The organism is Glaciimonas sp. Gout2 (assembly GCF_035018905.1).
Lineage (GTDB): Bacteria > Pseudomonadota > Gammaproteobacteria > Burkholderiales > Burkholderiaceae_D > Glaciimonas.
The window spans coordinates 59,442-76,641 of sequence record NZ_JASJXA010000022.1 but is presented as its reverse complement, the minus strand read 5'-3'; the positions used below and the strand labels follow the sequence as shown (position 1 = coordinate 76,641).

Sequence of the window (17,200 nt, the reverse complement as noted above, 5' to 3'; positions counted from 1 at the left end):
ATCGAATGGTTGCAGCGTGAGCGATATGCTGCGGTTTTATTGCAACGAGTATCGGAAACACGGTATCAATTATTAATAGAGTCAGACCAGGCACGACGCATTGAGTATGCAAGAAATGCCGCTGAGTAGTAAAAATTAATATAATACTAACTAACGGTGCTAGATGTGTGACCAGACCGGTCGGTTAGTTAAAAACGATGCCCTGAACGCGGATTTTTCAACTGCAGAGTTATTTGAGGGAAATATACAACGTCGTTAAGTTGTTATCTGCTTACTCCTTTTGATGTCTTGTGATCGCCAAGTCAGACTCAAAATCAGGCGTATTCAGCGTTAAATCAGCAAGATCGCAAGTTCAGTATTTTGCGGAAGTGATTGATTAGCGTCAACGCGTTGCTTAATAACGTGTCTTTGAAGCAGCATTTTAAAGAGCGGACAACTTTCACCGACACCCATTCCGCGTACGCCGTTAAAATAACGGACTATCAAATAAATTTAACCTTAGTATGGATATTAATCTCTGGACAACGTATTTATTTGCGTCGGTTCTTATCGCCGTTTCACCTGGTTCGGGTGCGATTCTATCAATGAGTCATGGAGTACGATTTGGAGTAAGGCGCACTGGCGCAACGATTCTTGGCCTTGAGTGCGGTTTAGTGGTAATCCTGCTGATTGCTGGTGCCGGTGTGGGCTCGTTGCTTGTCGCATCTGAGGTGGCATTCAATATTGTAAAATTTCTAGGTGCTGGCTATCTTGTGTATCTAGGCTTTTCGCAGTGGCGCAGTGCGGTACCAAATGCTGAATCGACTGGATTTATGTCGCCGAAGAAAGGCCTGCCTGAGGTGTTTACATGGCGACGTCGTTACGCAGCGGGACTTTTTACCAACATGACAAATCCTAAGGGCATCGTTTTTATGGTCGCTGTTTTGCCGCAATTTGTTATACAGAATCGACCTTTGGGATTGCAGCTGCTGGTGATGGCGCTCACCACGGTGACAGTCGATGTAGTTGTTATGCACGGTTATGCATTAGCCGGAAGGTCAATGCAAAATCTGTTTCGAAACGCGCGAGCGTTCAAGATTCAAAACAGGATTTTTGGTGGTCTGTTGATGGCAATTGGAACGGGCTTGCTTTTTGTAAAGCGGGGAAACGATAGTTTATGAAAATTTCCCGATCTTGGAAAACAGATTGATGACACGATAACCAAAACAATTCTTGATGGGTGGACGTGAAGAGCAACTGATATTTTTGGCTGTTTTCAAAAGAGCATAAAAAGAGTCGGATAGCTAGAATTGGCGATCACATCAGTGCCACGCAACATTTTATTTCAGCATTGATAATTAAACTTAATGAAAATTTTATACTTAGACTTTAACGGTGTTTTGCACGATGGCATGGTGATGCGTAATCGCAAGCGTGGCATGTACATTACGAATCCAGAACGTTCTTTTTTTGAGTGGATGCCAATTTTGGAAGAATTGCTTGCACCGCACCCGGATGTAAAAATTGTGTTGTCCACAAGTTGGGTGCGGGCACTAGGATTCGATGCTACTCGCCAGGAATTGAGCGAAGAGTTGCGTGCACGAGTTCTTGGCTCGACATTCCATCACCCGAAATTGCTGCAAAGTGAATTTGATATTATGCCGCGCGGGATGCAAATTTGGAATGATGTCGAGCAACGCAAACCAGATAGTTGGTTCGCCATTGACGACGATGCATTCGGCTGGCCCGCATGGTGTCTGGATCGATTGGTTGAAACGAAAAGTCATCTCGGGTTGAGTGATCCGGTCGCGCAAGAGGCAGTCCGTCATATTCTCGCTGCTTTGTAAAAAGACTTGATGTATTCGGTATCGGCGGAAGGATGAAGCGAGCATAGCTAAAATAGCCGTCTAAATACCTTGTTCTAACCATTTGCGGAAAAATTCCTTTTCTGGAATTCAGAAAATTCCGATAGCTGATTAGCCAGTGCACCAATCGCATTTATTGGTGACAACAACCTCTGCTTTTATCGGTAATTCATTTTTTAAATTAGCGCAGTCTGAACACGCTGCCGCATCCATGATTATGTCATTGAGTATTCAAAATATGTCATCGCTTGATGCGATGACATATCGTTTAGCTGCCAAAAGATTAGAAATCTAATAAATTGACATAGATTTCACTTTCCAGCGATCTTCGGCCGTAACTCTGAGATGTCGTGCTCAGTTTGCTGTGTACGAGCAGCAGGATCAGCGAACATCGTACTGCGTAATCGGGTTGCATAAATTTGCGCATCAAGCGTCGACGTATAAGCGGCAATGCTTTTCATTTTCCCCTCAAGTCTTGCTATGCGGGTATTGAGCAAGTTTACTTGCGCCTGAACGTGCTCAAGGTCGTTTTCTGCTGATAATAATTGCAGCCTGGCCGCCACTAGTTCATCAGTGACGATAGAGAGATGTGTGGGAGTAAACAAACGTTTCAGTATGTTCATGATTTCTCCTTTACGTGTACAAAGACAATTAAAGAATCAGTACTTCATTTCGGGTAATGAGTTTCAGGTTTTACTTCAAAATATTCATGACGTAACATTTGAAGGTGCCTAAATTTTGTCTCTGTTTTAGTCTCTTTTTCTCCGTTCCTTGTCACTATTTTAGGTTGCTTATGATGTCGACATTTATATGGTAACAGCGAGATTAAGCTACGTGAAAGTGAATCTCTTTTGCAAATAAACTTGATGCTTTTTTACGACATTATGATGACTAATTGGCCTTATCCGATAGCTCTGCAATACTTTAATTGCAAAACAGAAATTGTCTGATTGTGAAGTCAATAAAAGGAAGAGGCAGAGGGATTTTTTGCTTTCCTCATTAACAGTTATCTAATAGGAATGGACATCAAACCTGTATAAAGATTCAATTTTTGTATCATGACTCGCCTTGATGAAATTCATATCGGGGCGACCGTACACCAAATACAATCTTTCCCTAACCACTGTAATAAGTGTAAAAGCAAACTTGGTGCAGCGCTAAAAATGAGTACGCTGATACAAAGCATCAGCAACAAGACGATTGCCGCTTGACAGCCATCAGCGAAGGGGAGAGCGGCTATCGTTCGCCTCATCACTGATTCGATCCGATCACGCTTTGTCGGGGATGCCATTGCACAACTCCATCATGAACAAACAAGTACCTATTTTTTATTTCAAATGAATGTCACGCGTCGAAACAATGATGCCGAATGACAATTCTTCCTGTCCGTATTTTTTGCTATGAACGTGAATTACAAACACCTCGCTCACCGTGCGATCTGATTCCGTCGGTCTGAACTGAAAATAGCGAACTGCTCATTTTTATGTTTCACTACATAGCGTATTACAAATTATAAAATAGGCAATCAATGGCTCCGTATTAGTATCAATAGTAGCGCGTTGGTTATTGGTCACTCGTCAATACAAAAAATCCCTAATGCAGTTATCAACGCCACTAAAGCAGTTATCAACGCCACTAAATCATCTGGAGAAAAAATGGAAACCACTGCGATTATTTCTGGAAGTGGAGGTCAGATTGTGGTGAGTTGTCTGGTGACACATGGCGTGGATCATGTTTTTTGCGTACCCGGCGAGAGTTATCTGAACGTACTCGATGCACTTTATGATGTCAGAGAGAAGGTTGCCTTGCGTGTATGTCGCCATGAAAGTGGCGCTGCGAATATGGCCGAGGCGTACGGCAAGCTAACTGGAAAGCCTGGAATTGTGATGGTTACACGTGGTCCGGGTGCGATGAATGCGGCGATTGGGTTGCATACGGCACATCAGGACTCGACTCCGTTAATTATGTTCATCGGACAAGTTGCTCGTGACTGTATGGATCGTGAGGCATTTCAGGAGCTTGACTACCGACGCGTGTTTGGACATATGGCGAAATGGGTTGCCCAAATCGACGACGCTAAACGCATCCCTGAATATATTAGCAGGGCATTTCATACCGCTGTGAGCGGAAGGCCTGGCCCGGTGGTATTAGCGTTGCCGGAAGACATGCTGACCGATATAGCGGAGGCTTTTTCCGCGCCTCCATACAAGCGCGTGGCTTGCGCACCGACGCCCACATCATTACAGCAATTAGCTGTTTTGCTTGGTGCTGCAAAAAAGCCGATTGCGATACTCGGCGGCAGTGGCTGGACCCCGCAAGCATGTGAGGATATACGTCAATTTGGAGAGGCCTGGCAATTGCCAATGGCGTGTGCGTTTCGATTTCAGGACCTGTTTAATAATACCCATCCTTTGTATGCTGGCGATGTTGGCATCGGTATCAATCCTGCATTGGCACAGCGTATTAAGGACGCGGATGTGGTTTTGGCAATTGGCCCGCGGCTGGGTGAGATGACGACCAGCGGATACAGCTTATTCGCTATTCCTACACCGCAACAGCGCCTGATCCATATCCACGCCGGTGCGGAGGAATTAGGGTCCGTCTATGCCGCTGAACTATTGATTAACGCCAGCATGCCGGAATGTGCCGCTGCGCTTGCGGAATTGGTCCCGCAGACCGGGATTGCGTGGTCTGGTAAAGGGGAGGCCGCACACACGCAATATCTTGCATGGAGCACGCCACCTCAAGTGGAGGGGCCAGTTCAGATGGGGGAGATCATGCAGACACTTCGCGAGCGACTTCCTGCTGACGCGATTGTTTGTAACGGCGCTGGCAACTACGCCACCTGGGTTCACCGCTTTTATCGCTATCGGCATTTTAAGTCCCAACTAGCGCCGACGAGTGGCGCTATGGGTTATGGCGTGCCGGCTGCAATTGCCGCGAAGTCCCTGTATCCAGAGCGGATGGTGGTGGCTTTCGCAGGTGATGGCTGTTTTATGATGAGCAGTCAGGAACTGGCGACGGCAATGCAATATGCGTTGCCAGTGATTTTTATCATTGTTAATAACGGGATTTACGGCACCATACGGATGCATCAAGAACGTGAATATCCGTCTCGCGTGCATGGCACCACGTTGACCAATCCCGACTTTGCTGCTTACGCCCGTTCGTTTGGCGCTTCTGGCGCGGTAGTTGTTAAGACGGAAGATTTTGCATTAGCGTTTGAGCAGGCGTGCGCTTCCGGGCTTCCGGCCGTGATTGAAATTCGGTTGTCACCTGAAGTGATCACACCAACCAACAGTTTATCCAGCATCAGAGAACAGGCGCTGCGCAAGCAGAAAGCACTCAAAAAGGATGGCTGACGACGAGGTTGCTTGCCGTCGTTAGCCATCCGCCCGGAATGATTGCAATTCATACGTCAAACTGGATTCCTTGCGCTAGCGGTAACGCATTGGAATAATTAATGGTATTGGTGGCCCGACGCATATACGCTCGCCACGAGTCGGAGCCGGATTCTCGTCCGCCGCCGGTATCCTTTTCGCCGCCAAACGCGCCACCGATTTCAGCGCCAGATGGACCAATGTTGACATTCGCGATACCGCAATCGCTGCCAACGGTAGAGACGAACAGTTCTGCTTCACGCATGTTTAGCGTGAATATCGACGACGAAAGCCCTTGCGGGACACCATTTTGCAGGGCGATGGCGTCGGCGAAATCGTCGTAGCGCATGACGTATAAAATCGGTGCAAATGTTTCAAGGCAGACGATGTCCGTTTGTTCTGGCATTTCAACCAGCGCTGGACGGACGTAAAAGCCATCTGCACAGCCGCTTACCGCAACCCTTTCACCGCCGACCACCAGACCACCCTGGGCACGCGCGGCCACCAATGTCTGTTGCATTGCGTCAAAAGAACGTACGTCTATCAGCGGGCCGACCAAAGTTTCGCTTTCTAACGGATTGCCAACTTTGATGTTGTTGTAAGCATTGCGTATTTGCGGCATCAATTGGTCATATATGTCTTTATGCACAATCAGTCGGCGTAGCGTTGTGCAGCGTTGCCCTGCGGTTCCTACGGCTGAGAATAAGACGCCGCGCACAACCAATGACAAGTCAGCGCTGGGCGCTACGATAGCGGCGTTATTGCCGCCAAGCTCAAGAATACTGCGACCAAACCTTTCGGCGACACGGGGACCTATTTTGCGTCCCATCCGGGTTGATCCGGTCGCTGAAATTAACGGAACGCGCGCATCTTTGACCAGCGCATCGCCGACCGTCCGATTACCCTGAAGCACTTCCAACAATCCATCCGGCGCATCTCCAAATGCACGGCTGGCCCGATTAAACAAGGCAGCGCAGGCGAGGCCCGTCAAAGGTGCTTTTTCTGACGGTTTCCAGACCACGCTGTTACCGCATACAAAGGCCAATGCTGCATTCCAGGCCCATACCGCAGCAGGGAAGTTAAAGGCGGAAATGACGCCGCACACACCCAGAGGATGCCAGCTCTCCATCATGCGATGACCGGGGCGCTCGGATGCAATGGTCAGCCCATATAGTTGGCGCGACAAGCCCACTGCAAAGTCGCAAATATCGATCATTTCCTGCACTTCACCCAGGCCTTCCTGAAGGATTTTCCCCGTCTCCATGGTAATGAGTGCGCCCAGATCGTGTTTATGTTCTCGCAAAATGTTGCCTAACAAGCGAACCAACTCCCCGCGACGTGGCGCAGGAACTGACCTCCATGTCAGAAATGCCTGGTGTGCACGATCTATCGTTTCGGTTGTCTGTACCGGACTGTGGGTCTTGATGATTGCCAGCAACGCGCCATCAATTGGGCTACGCACTTCAAGATCGCCATTTTCCAATGCCGTCTGTGGCACACCGAGTCGCTCCATTAATCCATGAATGTTCATGAAATGCATCCTTTTTAGGTGATTACACACAAAGTCTACGTTGAATTGCGTTACTTAAAATGATAATTTTGACGGGACATATTGCGAATGATGCGCGGTTTCGGGTGTTTTTTTACTTCATTGATGTAGTGCTAAGCGTACTTTTCCCCATGAGGAAACGTCGTTGTAAGGGAGCGCATTTTTTATGAAATCTGTTTTTTTAATATCTATTTTATGCATCACGGCGTTTTTTTTAAGCGTTAGTATTGATCGCGGGACGACGTGCGGTAGTAATTGACTTGATCGGCAATAGCGACTAAAACGCGCGATTGTTTTTTTGTAATGGCTTGTTCTGTGGTTATTCAGGACTGCGCCTCCTACAATTTTGTTTTTTCGAATATTATGAAATTAAATTTAATTTTTTGAACACAAAGTAGTCTTCTATTGATTTTTTTAGCTTGTTTAACTGAGAAATTGATTGCAAAAGCATTCTTGAAAACTCTACAATTTTGTACAGGGAAAATGACTGTATGCGCACAATCGCCGGGATTGTAGTTGGCGCGTAATACCAACTTGTTAAAGGGAGACGCACAATGAGTACGACGAAATATACGGAAGAGCACGAGTGGCTAAAAATCGACGACAACGGTTTGGTGACGGTCGGCATTACTGATTTTGCGCAAGATCATTTGGGTGATCTGGTCTACGTCCAGTTACCGGAAGTCGGCAAGCAAATAGACAAAGGCGCAGAAGCTGCCGTGATTGAATCAGTCAAAACCGCGAGCGAAATCATGATGCCAATGGCGGGCGTAATCACTGAAATCAACGCATTGTTGGCCGACGAACCCGGCAAGGTGAATGAAGACCCATTGGGTGATGGATGGTTTTTCAGGTTTCAGGCAAATGATGATGTTGCCGGTATAACTGGACTGATGGATGAGGATGGTTATAAAGCATTTGTAGCAGGATTGGGTTGAGTATCGTCACGCAAGTTGTATCGGTTGGGACGATGCAAGCGCATGTATGGAACAGTAACTATTGCGAGAGAATACAATGACTCAGATACGGCCGACGTTTGAAGATTTATTGCAGCATACGGATTTTGTTGGTCGGCACATCGGCCCCGATGAGACTGACCAACAACGGATGTTGGCGACGCTGGGTTACACGTCGATCGACGCGTTGATAAAGAATGTCGTGCCAGCGGCTATTTTGTCTGACGCGCCATTAAATCTGCGCAGTGCGCTCAATGAAGTCGAGACGTTAGAGGCGCTACGCAGTATTGCAGTTAAAAATCATGTATTTAAAACCTATATTGGGATGGGCTATTACAACTGCCATACGCCTACGGTTATTCTACGCAATTTACTTGAAAATCCGGGTTGGTACACGGCTTACACGCCGTATCAACCAGAGATATCGCAAGGCCGTTTGGAGGCGTTACTAAACTTTCAAACGATGGTATCCGATTTGACTGGGCTAGAGATTGCCAATGCGTCATTACTTGATGAGGCCACGGCAGCGGCGGAGGCCATGACCTTTTGCCAGCGCGTATCGAAAAGCAAAAGCAATACGTTTTTTGTATCCCAGGACTGCTTCCCGCAAACCATCGATGTAATCAGAACCCGCGCCGCGCCGCTAGATATTGATGTCGTGATAGGTGATCATCTGACGGCGTTAAATGATCTCGATTGTTTCGGCCTGCTATTGCAATATCCAAGCCTCAGCGGTGAGATACACGACTACGCAAAAACTGTTGACATCGCGCACAGTAAGGACGCGTTAGTGATCGTTGCCGCCGATTTGCTGGCGTTAACTTTATTGACGCCGCCCGGTGAATTTGGTGCCGATGTAGCCATTGGCTCGTCCCAGCGCTTCGGCGTGCCGTTAGGTTATGGCGGCCCACATGCAGCGTACTTCGCAACTAAGGACACACACAAACGCATGATGCCGGGGCGCGTTGTCGGTGTTTCCATCGATAGCCGTGGCGACCAAGCGTATCGTCTGGCGATGCAAACGCGGGAGCAGCACATCCGGCGTGAAAAAGCGACCAGCAATATTTGTACTGCGCAGGTGTTGTTAGCGAATATTGCCAGCATGTACGCGGTCTATCACGGGCCGCACGGATTGAAGACCATCGCGCAACGGGTCCATCGTCTTGCAGCGACCTGTGCGGCGGGATTAAATCAGCTGGATTATGCGGTGGTGACGCCTCATTTTTTCGACACACTCACCGTGCGCACTATCGGACATACCCAGGCGATCCACGCAGCGGCGCGCGCGCAGTCTATCAACTTGCGGATAGCTGCGATTGATCAGATTGGCCTTTCATTTGATGAAACGACAACGGCTGAGGATGTCGAGACGTTGTGGCGGATTTTTTCGCGCAAGGACCATCCAACGCTTTCCTTTGCAAAAGTTGAAGCTGAGGTTGATGATCGACTTCCGTCAGAGCACACTCGAACCAGTGATTTCTTGACGCATCCGGTATTCAATAGCCACCACTCTGAAACCCAGATGATGCGCTATCTGCGCACACTGGCTGACAAGGATCTGGCGCTTGACCGCACTATGATCCCGCTTGGCTCATGCACGATGAAACTGAATGCCACCACGGAAATGATTCCGATCACATGGAAAGAGTTCAGTGCCATTCATCCCTTCGCGCCGCTCGAACAGGCGCAGGGATATCAGCAACTGGTGACGGAGCTGGAACAAATGCTATGCGTTTGTACTGGTTACGACGCAGTGTCGTTACAGCCAAATGCCGGTTCGCAAGGTGAATATGCGGGCTTGCTGGCAATCCGCGCTTATCACCAAAGTCGCGGTGAAGGCGAACGTAATGTTTGCCTTATCCCAAGTTCTGCACACGGTACTAATCCTGCCACGGCACACATGGCGGGTATGAAAGTGGTCGTCGTGCGTTGCGACGATAATGGCAACGTTGATGTCGTTGATTTAAAGGCCAAGGCCGATTTGCATGCGGCTGAGCTGGCTGCGTTAATGATTACGTATCCATCGACGCACGGTGTTTTCGAACAAGCTATCCGCGAAATCTGCGACATTATTCATACACATGGCGGTCAGGTCTATATTGACGGTGCGAACATGAATGCTATGGTCGGTTTGTGTGCACCGGGCCATTTTGGTGGTGATGTATCGCATTTGAATCTACACAAAACATTTTGTATTCCGCACGGCGGTGGTGGCCCGGGCGTTGGTCCCATCGGCGTGAAGGCCCATCTTGCGCCATTTTTGCCTGGGCATGGACTGCTCGAAACAGGTATTGCGCCGGTCGCCGCTGCGCCATGGGGCAGTGCCAATATTCTGCCGATCAGTTGGGCCTACATCACGATGATGGGAAGTCGCGGTCTTAAACAAGCCAGTCAAATCGCGATTCTGAATGCCAACTATATCGCCCATTGTCTCGCGCCGCATTATCCGATTTTGTATGCTGGCAGAGACGGTATCGTGGCGCATGAGTGCATCATCGATTTGCGGCCATTGAAAGATAAAACGGGGGTGACCGTCGACGATGTGGCGAAACGTCTTATCGATTTTGGCTTCCATGCGCCAACGATGTCGTTTCCCGTAGCAGGAACGTTGATGATTGAGCCCACCGAAAGTGAATCAAAGGGAGAACTGGATCGTTTTTGTGCGGCAATGATTGCGATTCGGCATGAAATTAAGGAGATTGAGGATGAACGCATGACTGCTGAAAGTAGCCCACTCAGGCATGCACCGCACACTGCCTTGGATCTGACAGAAGACTGGGATCGTGCGTACACACGTGAACAGGCCGTATTCCCAATAGCATCACTGAAAAAGACCAGCAAGTATTGGCCGCCGGTTGGCCGAGTTGATAATGTATACGGTGATCGTAATCTCGTGTGTTCTTGCCCGCCGCTGTCGGATTACGAGTAAATCAAGATGGCTATCAGCATATTTGAACTATTTAAAATCGGCATCGGTCCTTCAAGCTCGCATACAGTGGGACCGATGCGTGCGGCTGCGTTGTTCGTCACCGGGCTGCAAGCCAACGGTTTGCTGAATCGCACCGCCACGGTCAAAGCTGAGCTATACGGCTCGCTCGGTGCGACAGGTAAGGGCCACGGCAGCGACAAGGCGGTACTGTTAGGCTTGCTGGGAGAAACGCCCGATCTGGTCGATATTAATACCATCGCCGCTAAGCTTGCGCACATTCGCAGCGCGGCAAGTATTGATTTACTCGGTATCAAGCAAGTTGCTTTCGTTGAAAAAGAGCATCTATTAATGTATCGGCAGCGCACCTTGCCGTATCACCCAAATGGTATGCGCTTTACAGCATTGGATAGTGATGGTAGCGAAATAGTCAACAAGGTGTATTACTCCGTCGGTGGCGGCTTTGTGGTCAATGAAAACGCCGCCGGCGAGGATCGGATTGTGTCCGACACTACGGTTCAGCCTTATGCGTTCCATAGCGGCGCAGAATTGCTTGATCACTGCCAGCGTAATCAACTATCGGTTAGTCAGCTAATGCTGGAAAACGAAAAAGTATGGCGCTCCGAGCAACAAATCCGTGCTGGCTTGATGAATATTTGGCAGGTGATGCAGGATTGTGTCAAACGTGGCTGTCAGGAAGAAGGCGTTCTGCCCGGCCCGATGCAAGTACGACGCCGGGCCGCCGAGTTGTTCCGCACGTTGTCGACGCAAGGAGAACGTAGTCTGCGCGATCCATTAACGACACTCGACTGGGTTAATCTTTACGCGTTGGCGGTCAATGAAGAAAACGCTGCCGGTGGACGTGTAGTCACGGCACCGACCAACGGCGCGGCGGGCATTATTCCAGCGGTGCTGCATTACTACACGCGCTTTGTACCCGGTGCAAATGACGACGGTGTTGTGCGTTTTTTGCTGACAGCTGCCGCGATTGGTATTCTGTACAAAGAAAACGCATCCATCTCCGGGGCTGAAGTCGGTTGTCAGGGCGAAGTCGGCGTCGCTTGTTCGATGGCTGCGGGCGCGTTGGCGGAAGTGATGGGCGGTAGCCCTGCACAAGTTGAAAACGCGGCAGAAATTGGGATGGAACACAATCTCGGGTTGACCTGCGATCCAATTGGTGGACTGGTCCAGGTCCCTTGTATCGAGCGTAATGCGATGGGTTCCGTCAAGGCAATTAATGCAGCGCGGATGGCTTTGCGAGGCGATGGACGACACCATGTTTCGCTCGATAATGTGATCAAGACCATGCGCGATACCGGCGCGGATATGAAAACAAAATACAAGGAAACATCACGTGGCGGGCTTGCCGTGAATGTTATTGAGTGCTGAAAGTGCAGATTAACTGTTGACCAAATGATTGAACGTTGCTTGCACTTTGGTGTTCACGGTCCTTAAATTGCGCGCTGTTCAAGGGCCACTTCTGACCATATTGATCCGCTTTCTCGGTACGTCGTTAACAAGGCGATACGCTCTTTTCTAAAAAAAGGAAAATCTTATGGAGTCCAATTCACAATCTCTGGCACGTACGCCGTTGTATGACCTGCATCTTGAGTTGGGCGCGAAGATGGTGCCGTTTGCTGGCTATCAAATGCCGGTGCAGTATCCAACTGGTGTTTTGAAAGAACATACCCATACTCGCACGCAAGCAGGTTTGTTTGATGTTTCGCATATGGGGCAAGTGCGACTGAGTGGCGCACATGCGGCGGCGGCGCTGGAAACTCTGGTGCCGGTTGATATCATTGATCTTGCTGTCAATACGCAGCGCTACGCCGTGTTTACCAACGCCAGCGGCGGCATTCTCGACGATCTGATGGTGGCGAATTCGGGGGATCATTTACTGTTGGTCGTCAATGCTGCCTGCAAACAACAAGATTTGGCGCATCTGCAAAAACACCTATCCGAACATTGCAGCGTTGAAGAATTGAATGACAGAGCATTGCTCGCGTTGCAAGGACCGCTAGCAGCAAAGGTCTTGGCCCGGCTTGCTCCCAACACTGCCCAAATGATATTTATGCAGACCGCCACTGTGATGCTGGCGGGCGTGAATTGCTTTGTTAGTCGTTCCGGTTACACGGGTGAGGATGGATTTGAAATATCGGTACCAAACCATCACGCAGAAGCGCTCGCACGTGTTTTGTTATCGCAACCGGAGGTCGCGCCTATTGGTCTGGGCGCACGCGATTCTTTGCGATTAGAAGCAGGGCTTTGCTTGTATGGCCACGATATGGATGCCAATATTACGCCGGTGGAAGCGAGTCTGGCATGGGCGCTCTCGAAAGTACGTCGCGCTGACCAACCACGCGCAGGTGGTTATCCTGGCGCCGAGATCATCCTGCGTCAGCTTGCAGAAGGCGTTGCGCGGAAACGCGTTGGGCTGTTGCCGCAAGACCGGATGCCAGTACGTGAAGGGGCCGAGGTTATCAATGCAAACGGCGAGATTGTCGGCAAAGTGACCAGCGGCGGATTTGGACCGACATTAGGCGGTCCGGTCGCAATGGGCTATGTTGAGTCGGCGCATGCGACTGTCGGCACGACGTTACACGCCATCGTACGCGGCAAACCGATACCGGTTGTGGTTGCGAAAACACCTTTCGTTCCGCAACGTTACTACCGCGGTTGATGGATTAAATCTTCTGAGAGGTAATGTAAAGCGGATGAATAAAGCGGATGAACAAGTTTTTTAGTCCTGCAAAGGAAAATCAGAGGCAAAGCAGAATTCGGACAAATCGAAAAGAGGAGAAGTAATGCGTGAACCCATCATCATCCGTGAATCCAATGTAGCACGGCGGCCGGTAGAGGCGGGCGAAAAACTTCGCGGTGCAGAAAAGATGGCGCGCATTCCAATCAAGATTGTGCCGACTGAACCGGCGCAATACTTGCGCAAACCAGCGTGGATTCGGGCGCAGTTTACTGGCACCCGTGAAGTGTTGCGCTTAAAAGAGATACTCCGCGAAAACCACTTGCACACAGTCTGTGAAGAAGCGAATTGTCCTAATATTGGAGAATGCTTTAAAAGCGGCACGGCGACTTTTATGATCATGGGTGATATTTGTACCCGACGCTGCCCGTTTTGTGATGTTGGTCACGGTCGCCCCAATCCGCTGGATGTTGAAGAACCGAAAAATCTGGCGCAAACAATCAAGGCAATGGGATTATCTTATGTCGTCATTACGTCGGTTGACCGGGATGACTTACGCGATGGCGGTGCAGCGCATTTTGTTGATTGCATCCAACATACCAGAGCGTTGAGTCCAGGTATAAAGATTGAAATTCTGACGCCCGATTTTCGTGGACGGGTTGATGTAGCCCTTGAAATCCTTGGGCAGGCCACGCCCGATGTTTTTAATCATAACCTCGAAACAATCCCGCGTCTTTACCGTGAAGCGCGTCCCGGTGCAGATTACCGTAATTCGCTAGAATTACTGCAGCGTTTTAAACAACGCCATCCGCATGTCGCAACAAAATCAGGGCTAATGTTGGGCTTGGGCGAGACGATTGAAGAGATCGAAGTCGTGATGCAGGATTTGCGAGATCATCAGGTTGATATGCTAACTCTCGGACAATATCTACAACCCAGCCCGCATCACTTGCCGGTCGCAAGGTATGTCACTCCGGCAGAGTTCGAGGCTTTGCGAGTCGTAGCGCTAAAGTTAGGTTACTCACGCGTGGCGTCGGGGCCGATGGTGCGCTCGTCTTATCATGCAGATGCACAATCGGAGGGGATATTTTCTTCTATTCCAAAAGACGCGTCTTAACGTTGGATTTCCGCTACTGCTGCAATGAAAATTGCAAAATGGCAACGTAACCGCAAATTTTAGGTATTCCGTGGGTTGGGGATGTTAAGACCCGTCCACCACGGATGCGTTTCAGAGCCGATAGCGTAATCTTTTTTTCGTTGGCTTGGCTAACGGCCAGCCTCCAGCCACTAGCCACTAGCCACATAACTTACCGTTGTCAGGGATTGCTGACCTTTATGCGTGCCTTGAATGTTAGGACAAGCAACAAGCGGCATGCATAAAAATGGAGCAGAAACTAACTTCTCTCTGTATAAATTTTGTTTTTTTGATAATAAATCGCAGGTTTGGGGATATTTTTTTGTTTTAGATGGTCTTATAACAGCTTACATACAAACCATTTTCTAACAATCTTTCAACAATACTTCGCGTCATTATGCTGAAGTTTCTGAAAACGATTCTCGTTATTGGTTTCGGCTTTGCCCTTCATTGCGGCGTTGCTGCGACGTCTGCTGCGACGTCTGCTGTGGTGGTGATTCCGGTCAATGGAGCGATCGGACCGGCAAGTGCGGATTTTATTGATCGACACATTCTGCTAGCGCAAAAATCCGGTGCGCAATTAATTGTCCTGCAAATGGATACACCCGGCGGCCTTGATATATCGATGCGGCAGATTATTCAGACGATACTGGCTTCGCCAGTGCCAGTTGCGAGTTTTGTTGCGCCCGGCGGGGCACGTGCGGCAAGTGCAGGGACTTTTATTCTCTATGCCAGTCATATTGCAGCGATGGCACCCGGTACAAATCTTGGTGCAGCCAGCCCGATTCAGGTTGGTATACCGGACCGTACGCGACCACCGCAACAGCAAAAATCCAAACAAGACGCTGGTAATTTAGGGGCCGGTACGGCTAAGACGGAGTTGCCGTCCGATAATGAAAGTACGTTGCATCGAAAGCAAATGCATGATGCAGCAGCGTATATCCGCGGTCTGGCGCAACTGCGTGGTCGCAATGCGGTATGGGCGGAGCGTGCGGTGCGCGAGGCGGTCAGTCTGTCCTCGAATGAAGCACTGACGCAAAAAGTGATCGACCTCATCGCTCAGGATGTGCCGGATCTGTTACACAAGTTGGATGGGCGCCAGGTCAGTACTGCTGATGGTAATCACGTTTTGCATACCGTCGGTGCGGACATTAAGACGATAAAGCTGGATGACAGAACGCGATTTCTGGCTGTTCTCACCGATCCAGGAACAGCGCTCATGTTATTGATGGTGGGAATTTTCGGGTTGATTTTTGAGTTCACTAATCCAGGAATCGTACTGCCGGGTGTGATCGGTGCCATTTGTTTATTGCTTGGTTTATTCGCCTTACAAATGTTGCCGGTAAATTACGCCGGGTTGGGACTCATTCTGCTTGGCCTGGGATTTTTGGTGGCGGAAGTATTCCTTCCTACGTTTGGCGTCGTCGGAATCGGTGGCCTGATTGCGTTCGGATTCGGCGCTACGATGTTGATCGACACGGATCAACCAGGTTTTGGCATTCCGTTGTCTTTGATTGTCGCGTTGGCCATTGTCGCCACGTTATTTGTCTATTTCGTCTCTAACGCGGTGCTGAAATCACGACGACGGCCGGTGGTCAGCGGAGCGGAACAATTGCTGGGCAGTACCGGAATCATGCTCAATGATATGCAATCTGATGGCGTCATTAGTGAAGGTTGGGCGCGGGTTCGCAGCGAGCAATGGCGGGCGCAAAGCATGGTGACACTGGCGAAAGGGCAGCGGGTGCGGGTGGTTTCCCGCACTGGCCTGATATTGGCGGTGGTGCCGATCAATGAGGTGGAACCAGGAGAGTTGATATGACACTCGGATTTGGATTCGGTGGCATTGTATTTCTGATCGTCGCGGTATTGCTCGTTACGTCAGTGCGCATCATGCGTGAGTATGAACGCGGTGTGATTTTTATGTTGGGACGGTTTTGGAAAGTGAAGGGGCCAGGGTTAGTATTACTGATTCCGGTAGTCCAGCAAATGGTGAGGGTAGATTTACGCACGGTGGTGTTTGATGTGCCACCGCAGGATGTCATCACGCGTGATAACGTTTCCGTAAAGGTTAATGCGGTGGTGTATTTTCGTATCGTTGATCCAGAGAAGTCGGTAATTCAGGTGGTCAAGTTTCTCGACGCCACTAGTCAATTAGCGCAGACAACGTTACGTTCGGTGCTTGGTAAGCACGAATTGGATGAACTGTTATCCGAACGCGAAAGGCTCAACCTCGACATCCAGAAAGTGCTGGACACGCAAACCGATGCATGGGGCATCAAGGTGTCAACTGTCGAGATAAAGCACGTAGATATCAATGAAACGATGATTCGCGCCATTGCACGCCAAGCTGAGGCCGAACGCGAACGGCGAGCTAAAATTATCCATGCGGAAGGCGAGTTACAAGCCTCGGAAAAACTCCTGCAAGCGGCGCAAATGCTGGCGCAACAGCCACAAGCCATGCAGTTGCGTTATCTGCAAACATTAACTGCTATTGCCGGAGATAAAAGTTCGACTATTATTTTCCCGGTGCCGATGGATATCTTTACTATTTTGGCCAATATAAAAGGTGTCGCGCCCGGAGAGTAACCGTAAGCAAGCTTACATTGGTCGATGCGATAAATTGATTTTAATTTCAGGCCACACTCAGATTACATTGCAACGTTAACGTATTTTATAAGTGAAGAACACGGCTGATAAAATTACTGGAGGCAG

General features: G+C 49.3%; 12 protein-coding genes and 1 pseudogene. 11 read left to right on the top strand and 2 right to left on the bottom strand.

Annotation, left to right across the window (positions count from 1 at the left end):
* From QN379_RS15275 to QN379_RS15265, 3 genes and pseudogenes are all read left to right on the top strand, one after another.
* Positions 1 to 129 (top strand): annotated as a pseudogene (locus QN379_RS15275) (DUF4118 domain-containing protein); the annotation flags it as partial.
* 374 nt (positions 130 to 503) lie between these two features.
* Complete coding sequence (locus tag QN379_RS15270; RefSeq protein ID WP_322239114.1) at positions 504 to 1,160, top strand: LysE family translocator; 657 nt, start codon at positions 504 to 506, stop codon at positions 1,158 to 1,160.
* 186 nt (positions 1,161 to 1,346) lie between these two features.
* On the top strand, positions 1,347 to 1,826 hold the full coding sequence (locus QN379_RS15265) for an HAD domain-containing protein (protein ID WP_322239112.1): 480 nt from the start codon (positions 1,347 to 1,349) through the stop codon (positions 1,824 to 1,826).
* A 329-nt stretch (positions 1,827 to 2,155) separates the two neighbouring features.
* Here the strand turns inward: QN379_RS15265 and QN379_RS15260 are convergent, their stop codons facing one another.
* Positions 2,156 to 2,467: a hypothetical protein gene (locus tag QN379_RS15260; RefSeq protein ID WP_322239110.1), complete on the bottom strand. Its 312-nt coding sequence runs from the start codon at positions 2,465 to 2,467 to the stop codon at positions 2,156 to 2,158.
* Between the two features lie 1,032 nt (positions 2,468 to 3,499).
* On the opposite strand from QN379_RS15260, the gene QN379_RS15255 reads away from it, so the two are divergent.
* Complete coding sequence (locus QN379_RS15255; protein WP_322239108.1) at positions 3,500 to 5,206, top strand: thiamine pyrophosphate-binding protein; 1,707 nt, start codon at positions 3,500 to 3,502, stop codon at positions 5,204 to 5,206.
* Positions 5,207 to 5,255: 49 nt separating this feature from the next.
* Here the strand turns inward: QN379_RS15255 and QN379_RS15250 are convergent, their stop codons facing one another.
* Entirely contained in the window at positions 5,256 to 6,755 is a 1,500-nt protein-coding gene (locus tag QN379_RS15250; protein ID WP_369124726.1) for an aldehyde dehydrogenase family protein, read from the bottom strand.
* 572 nt (positions 6,756 to 7,327) lie between these two features.
* Between QN379_RS15250 and gcvH the strand changes: the two genes are divergently transcribed.
* The 7 genes from gcvH (at position 7,328) to QN379_RS15215 (ending at position 17,074) form a co-directional block, all read left to right on the top strand.
* Entirely contained in the window at positions 7,328 to 7,711 is a 384-nt protein-coding gene (gene gcvH / locus QN379_RS15245) for a glycine cleavage system protein GcvH (protein WP_322239106.1), read from the top strand.
* Between the two features lie 76 nt (positions 7,712 to 7,787).
* Complete coding sequence (gene gcvP, locus QN379_RS15240) at positions 7,788 to 10,658, top strand: aminomethyl-transferring glycine dehydrogenase (protein WP_322239105.1); 2,871 nt, start codon at positions 7,788 to 7,790, stop codon at positions 10,656 to 10,658.
* Positions 10,659 to 10,664: 6 nt separating this feature from the next.
* Positions 10,665 to 12,044 carry an L-serine ammonia-lyase gene (locus QN379_RS15235; RefSeq protein ID WP_322239103.1) on the top strand — a complete coding sequence of 460 codons (1,380 nt, stop codon included), beginning with the start codon at positions 10,665 to 10,667 and terminating at the stop codon, positions 12,042 to 12,044.
* A gap of 166 nt (positions 12,045 to 12,210) precedes the next feature.
* A complete protein-coding gene (gcvT, locus tag QN379_RS15230) occupies positions 12,211 to 13,335 on the top strand; it encodes a glycine cleavage system aminomethyltransferase GcvT (RefSeq protein ID WP_322239101.1) in 1,125 nt (374 codons plus the stop codon).
* Positions 13,336 to 13,459: 124 nt separating this feature from the next.
* Complete coding sequence (gene lipA / locus QN379_RS15225) at positions 13,460 to 14,470, top strand: lipoyl synthase (protein ID WP_322239099.1); 1,011 nt, start codon at positions 13,460 to 13,462, stop codon at positions 14,468 to 14,470.
* Positions 14,471 to 14,885: 415 nt separating this feature from the next.
* Positions 14,886 to 16,307, top strand: a complete 1,422-nt coding sequence (locus QN379_RS15220) for a nodulation protein NfeD (protein WP_322239097.1) — start codon at positions 14,886 to 14,888, stop codon at positions 16,305 to 16,307.
* Positions 16,304 to 17,074 (top strand): slipin family protein, encoded by a 771-nt coding sequence (locus QN379_RS15215; protein ID WP_322239095.1) that lies wholly within the window; start codon positions 16,304 to 16,306, stop codon positions 17,072 to 17,074. The genes QN379_RS15220 and QN379_RS15215 overlap by 4 nt, the downstream gene beginning before the upstream one ends.
* The last annotated feature ends 126 nt before the right edge of the window (positions 17,075 to 17,200 follow it).

Bases quoted from the DNA above. Each gene is read 5' to 3' on its own strand.
- QN379_RS15270 (WP_322239114.1), top strand. From the start codon at position 504: ATGGATATTAATCTCTGGACAACGTATTTATTTGCGTCGGTTCTTATC.
- QN379_RS15265 (WP_322239112.1), top strand. From the start codon at position 1,347: ATGAAAATTTTATACTTAGACTTTAACGGTGTTTTGCACGATGGCATG.
- QN379_RS15260 (WP_322239110.1), bottom strand. From the start codon at position 2,467: ATGAACATACTGAAACGTTTGTTTACTCCCACACATCTCTCTATCGTC.
- QN379_RS15255 (WP_322239108.1), top strand. From the start codon at position 3,500: ATGGAAACCACTGCGATTATTTCTGGAAGTGGAGGTCAGATTGTGGTG.
- QN379_RS15250 (WP_369124726.1), bottom strand. From the start codon at position 6,755: ATGAACATTCATGGATTAATGGAGCGACTCGGTGTGCCACAGACGGCA.
- gcvH (WP_322239106.1), top strand. From the start codon at position 7,328: ATGAGTACGACGAAATATACGGAAGAGCACGAGTGGCTAAAAATCGAC.
- gcvP (WP_322239105.1), top strand. From the start codon at position 7,788: ATGACTCAGATACGGCCGACGTTTGAAGATTTATTGCAGCATACGGAT.
- QN379_RS15235 (WP_322239103.1), top strand. From the start codon at position 10,665: ATGGCTATCAGCATATTTGAACTATTTAAAATCGGCATCGGTCCTTCA.
- gcvT (WP_322239101.1), top strand. From the start codon at position 12,211: ATGGAGTCCAATTCACAATCTCTGGCACGTACGCCGTTGTATGACCTG.
- lipA (WP_322239099.1), top strand. From the start codon at position 13,460: ATGCGTGAACCCATCATCATCCGTGAATCCAATGTAGCACGGCGGCCG.
- QN379_RS15220 (WP_322239097.1), top strand. From the start codon at position 14,886: ATGCTGAAGTTTCTGAAAACGATTCTCGTTATTGGTTTCGGCTTTGCC.
- QN379_RS15215 (WP_322239095.1), top strand. From the start codon at position 16,304: ATGACACTCGGATTTGGATTCGGTGGCATTGTATTTCTGATCGTCGCG.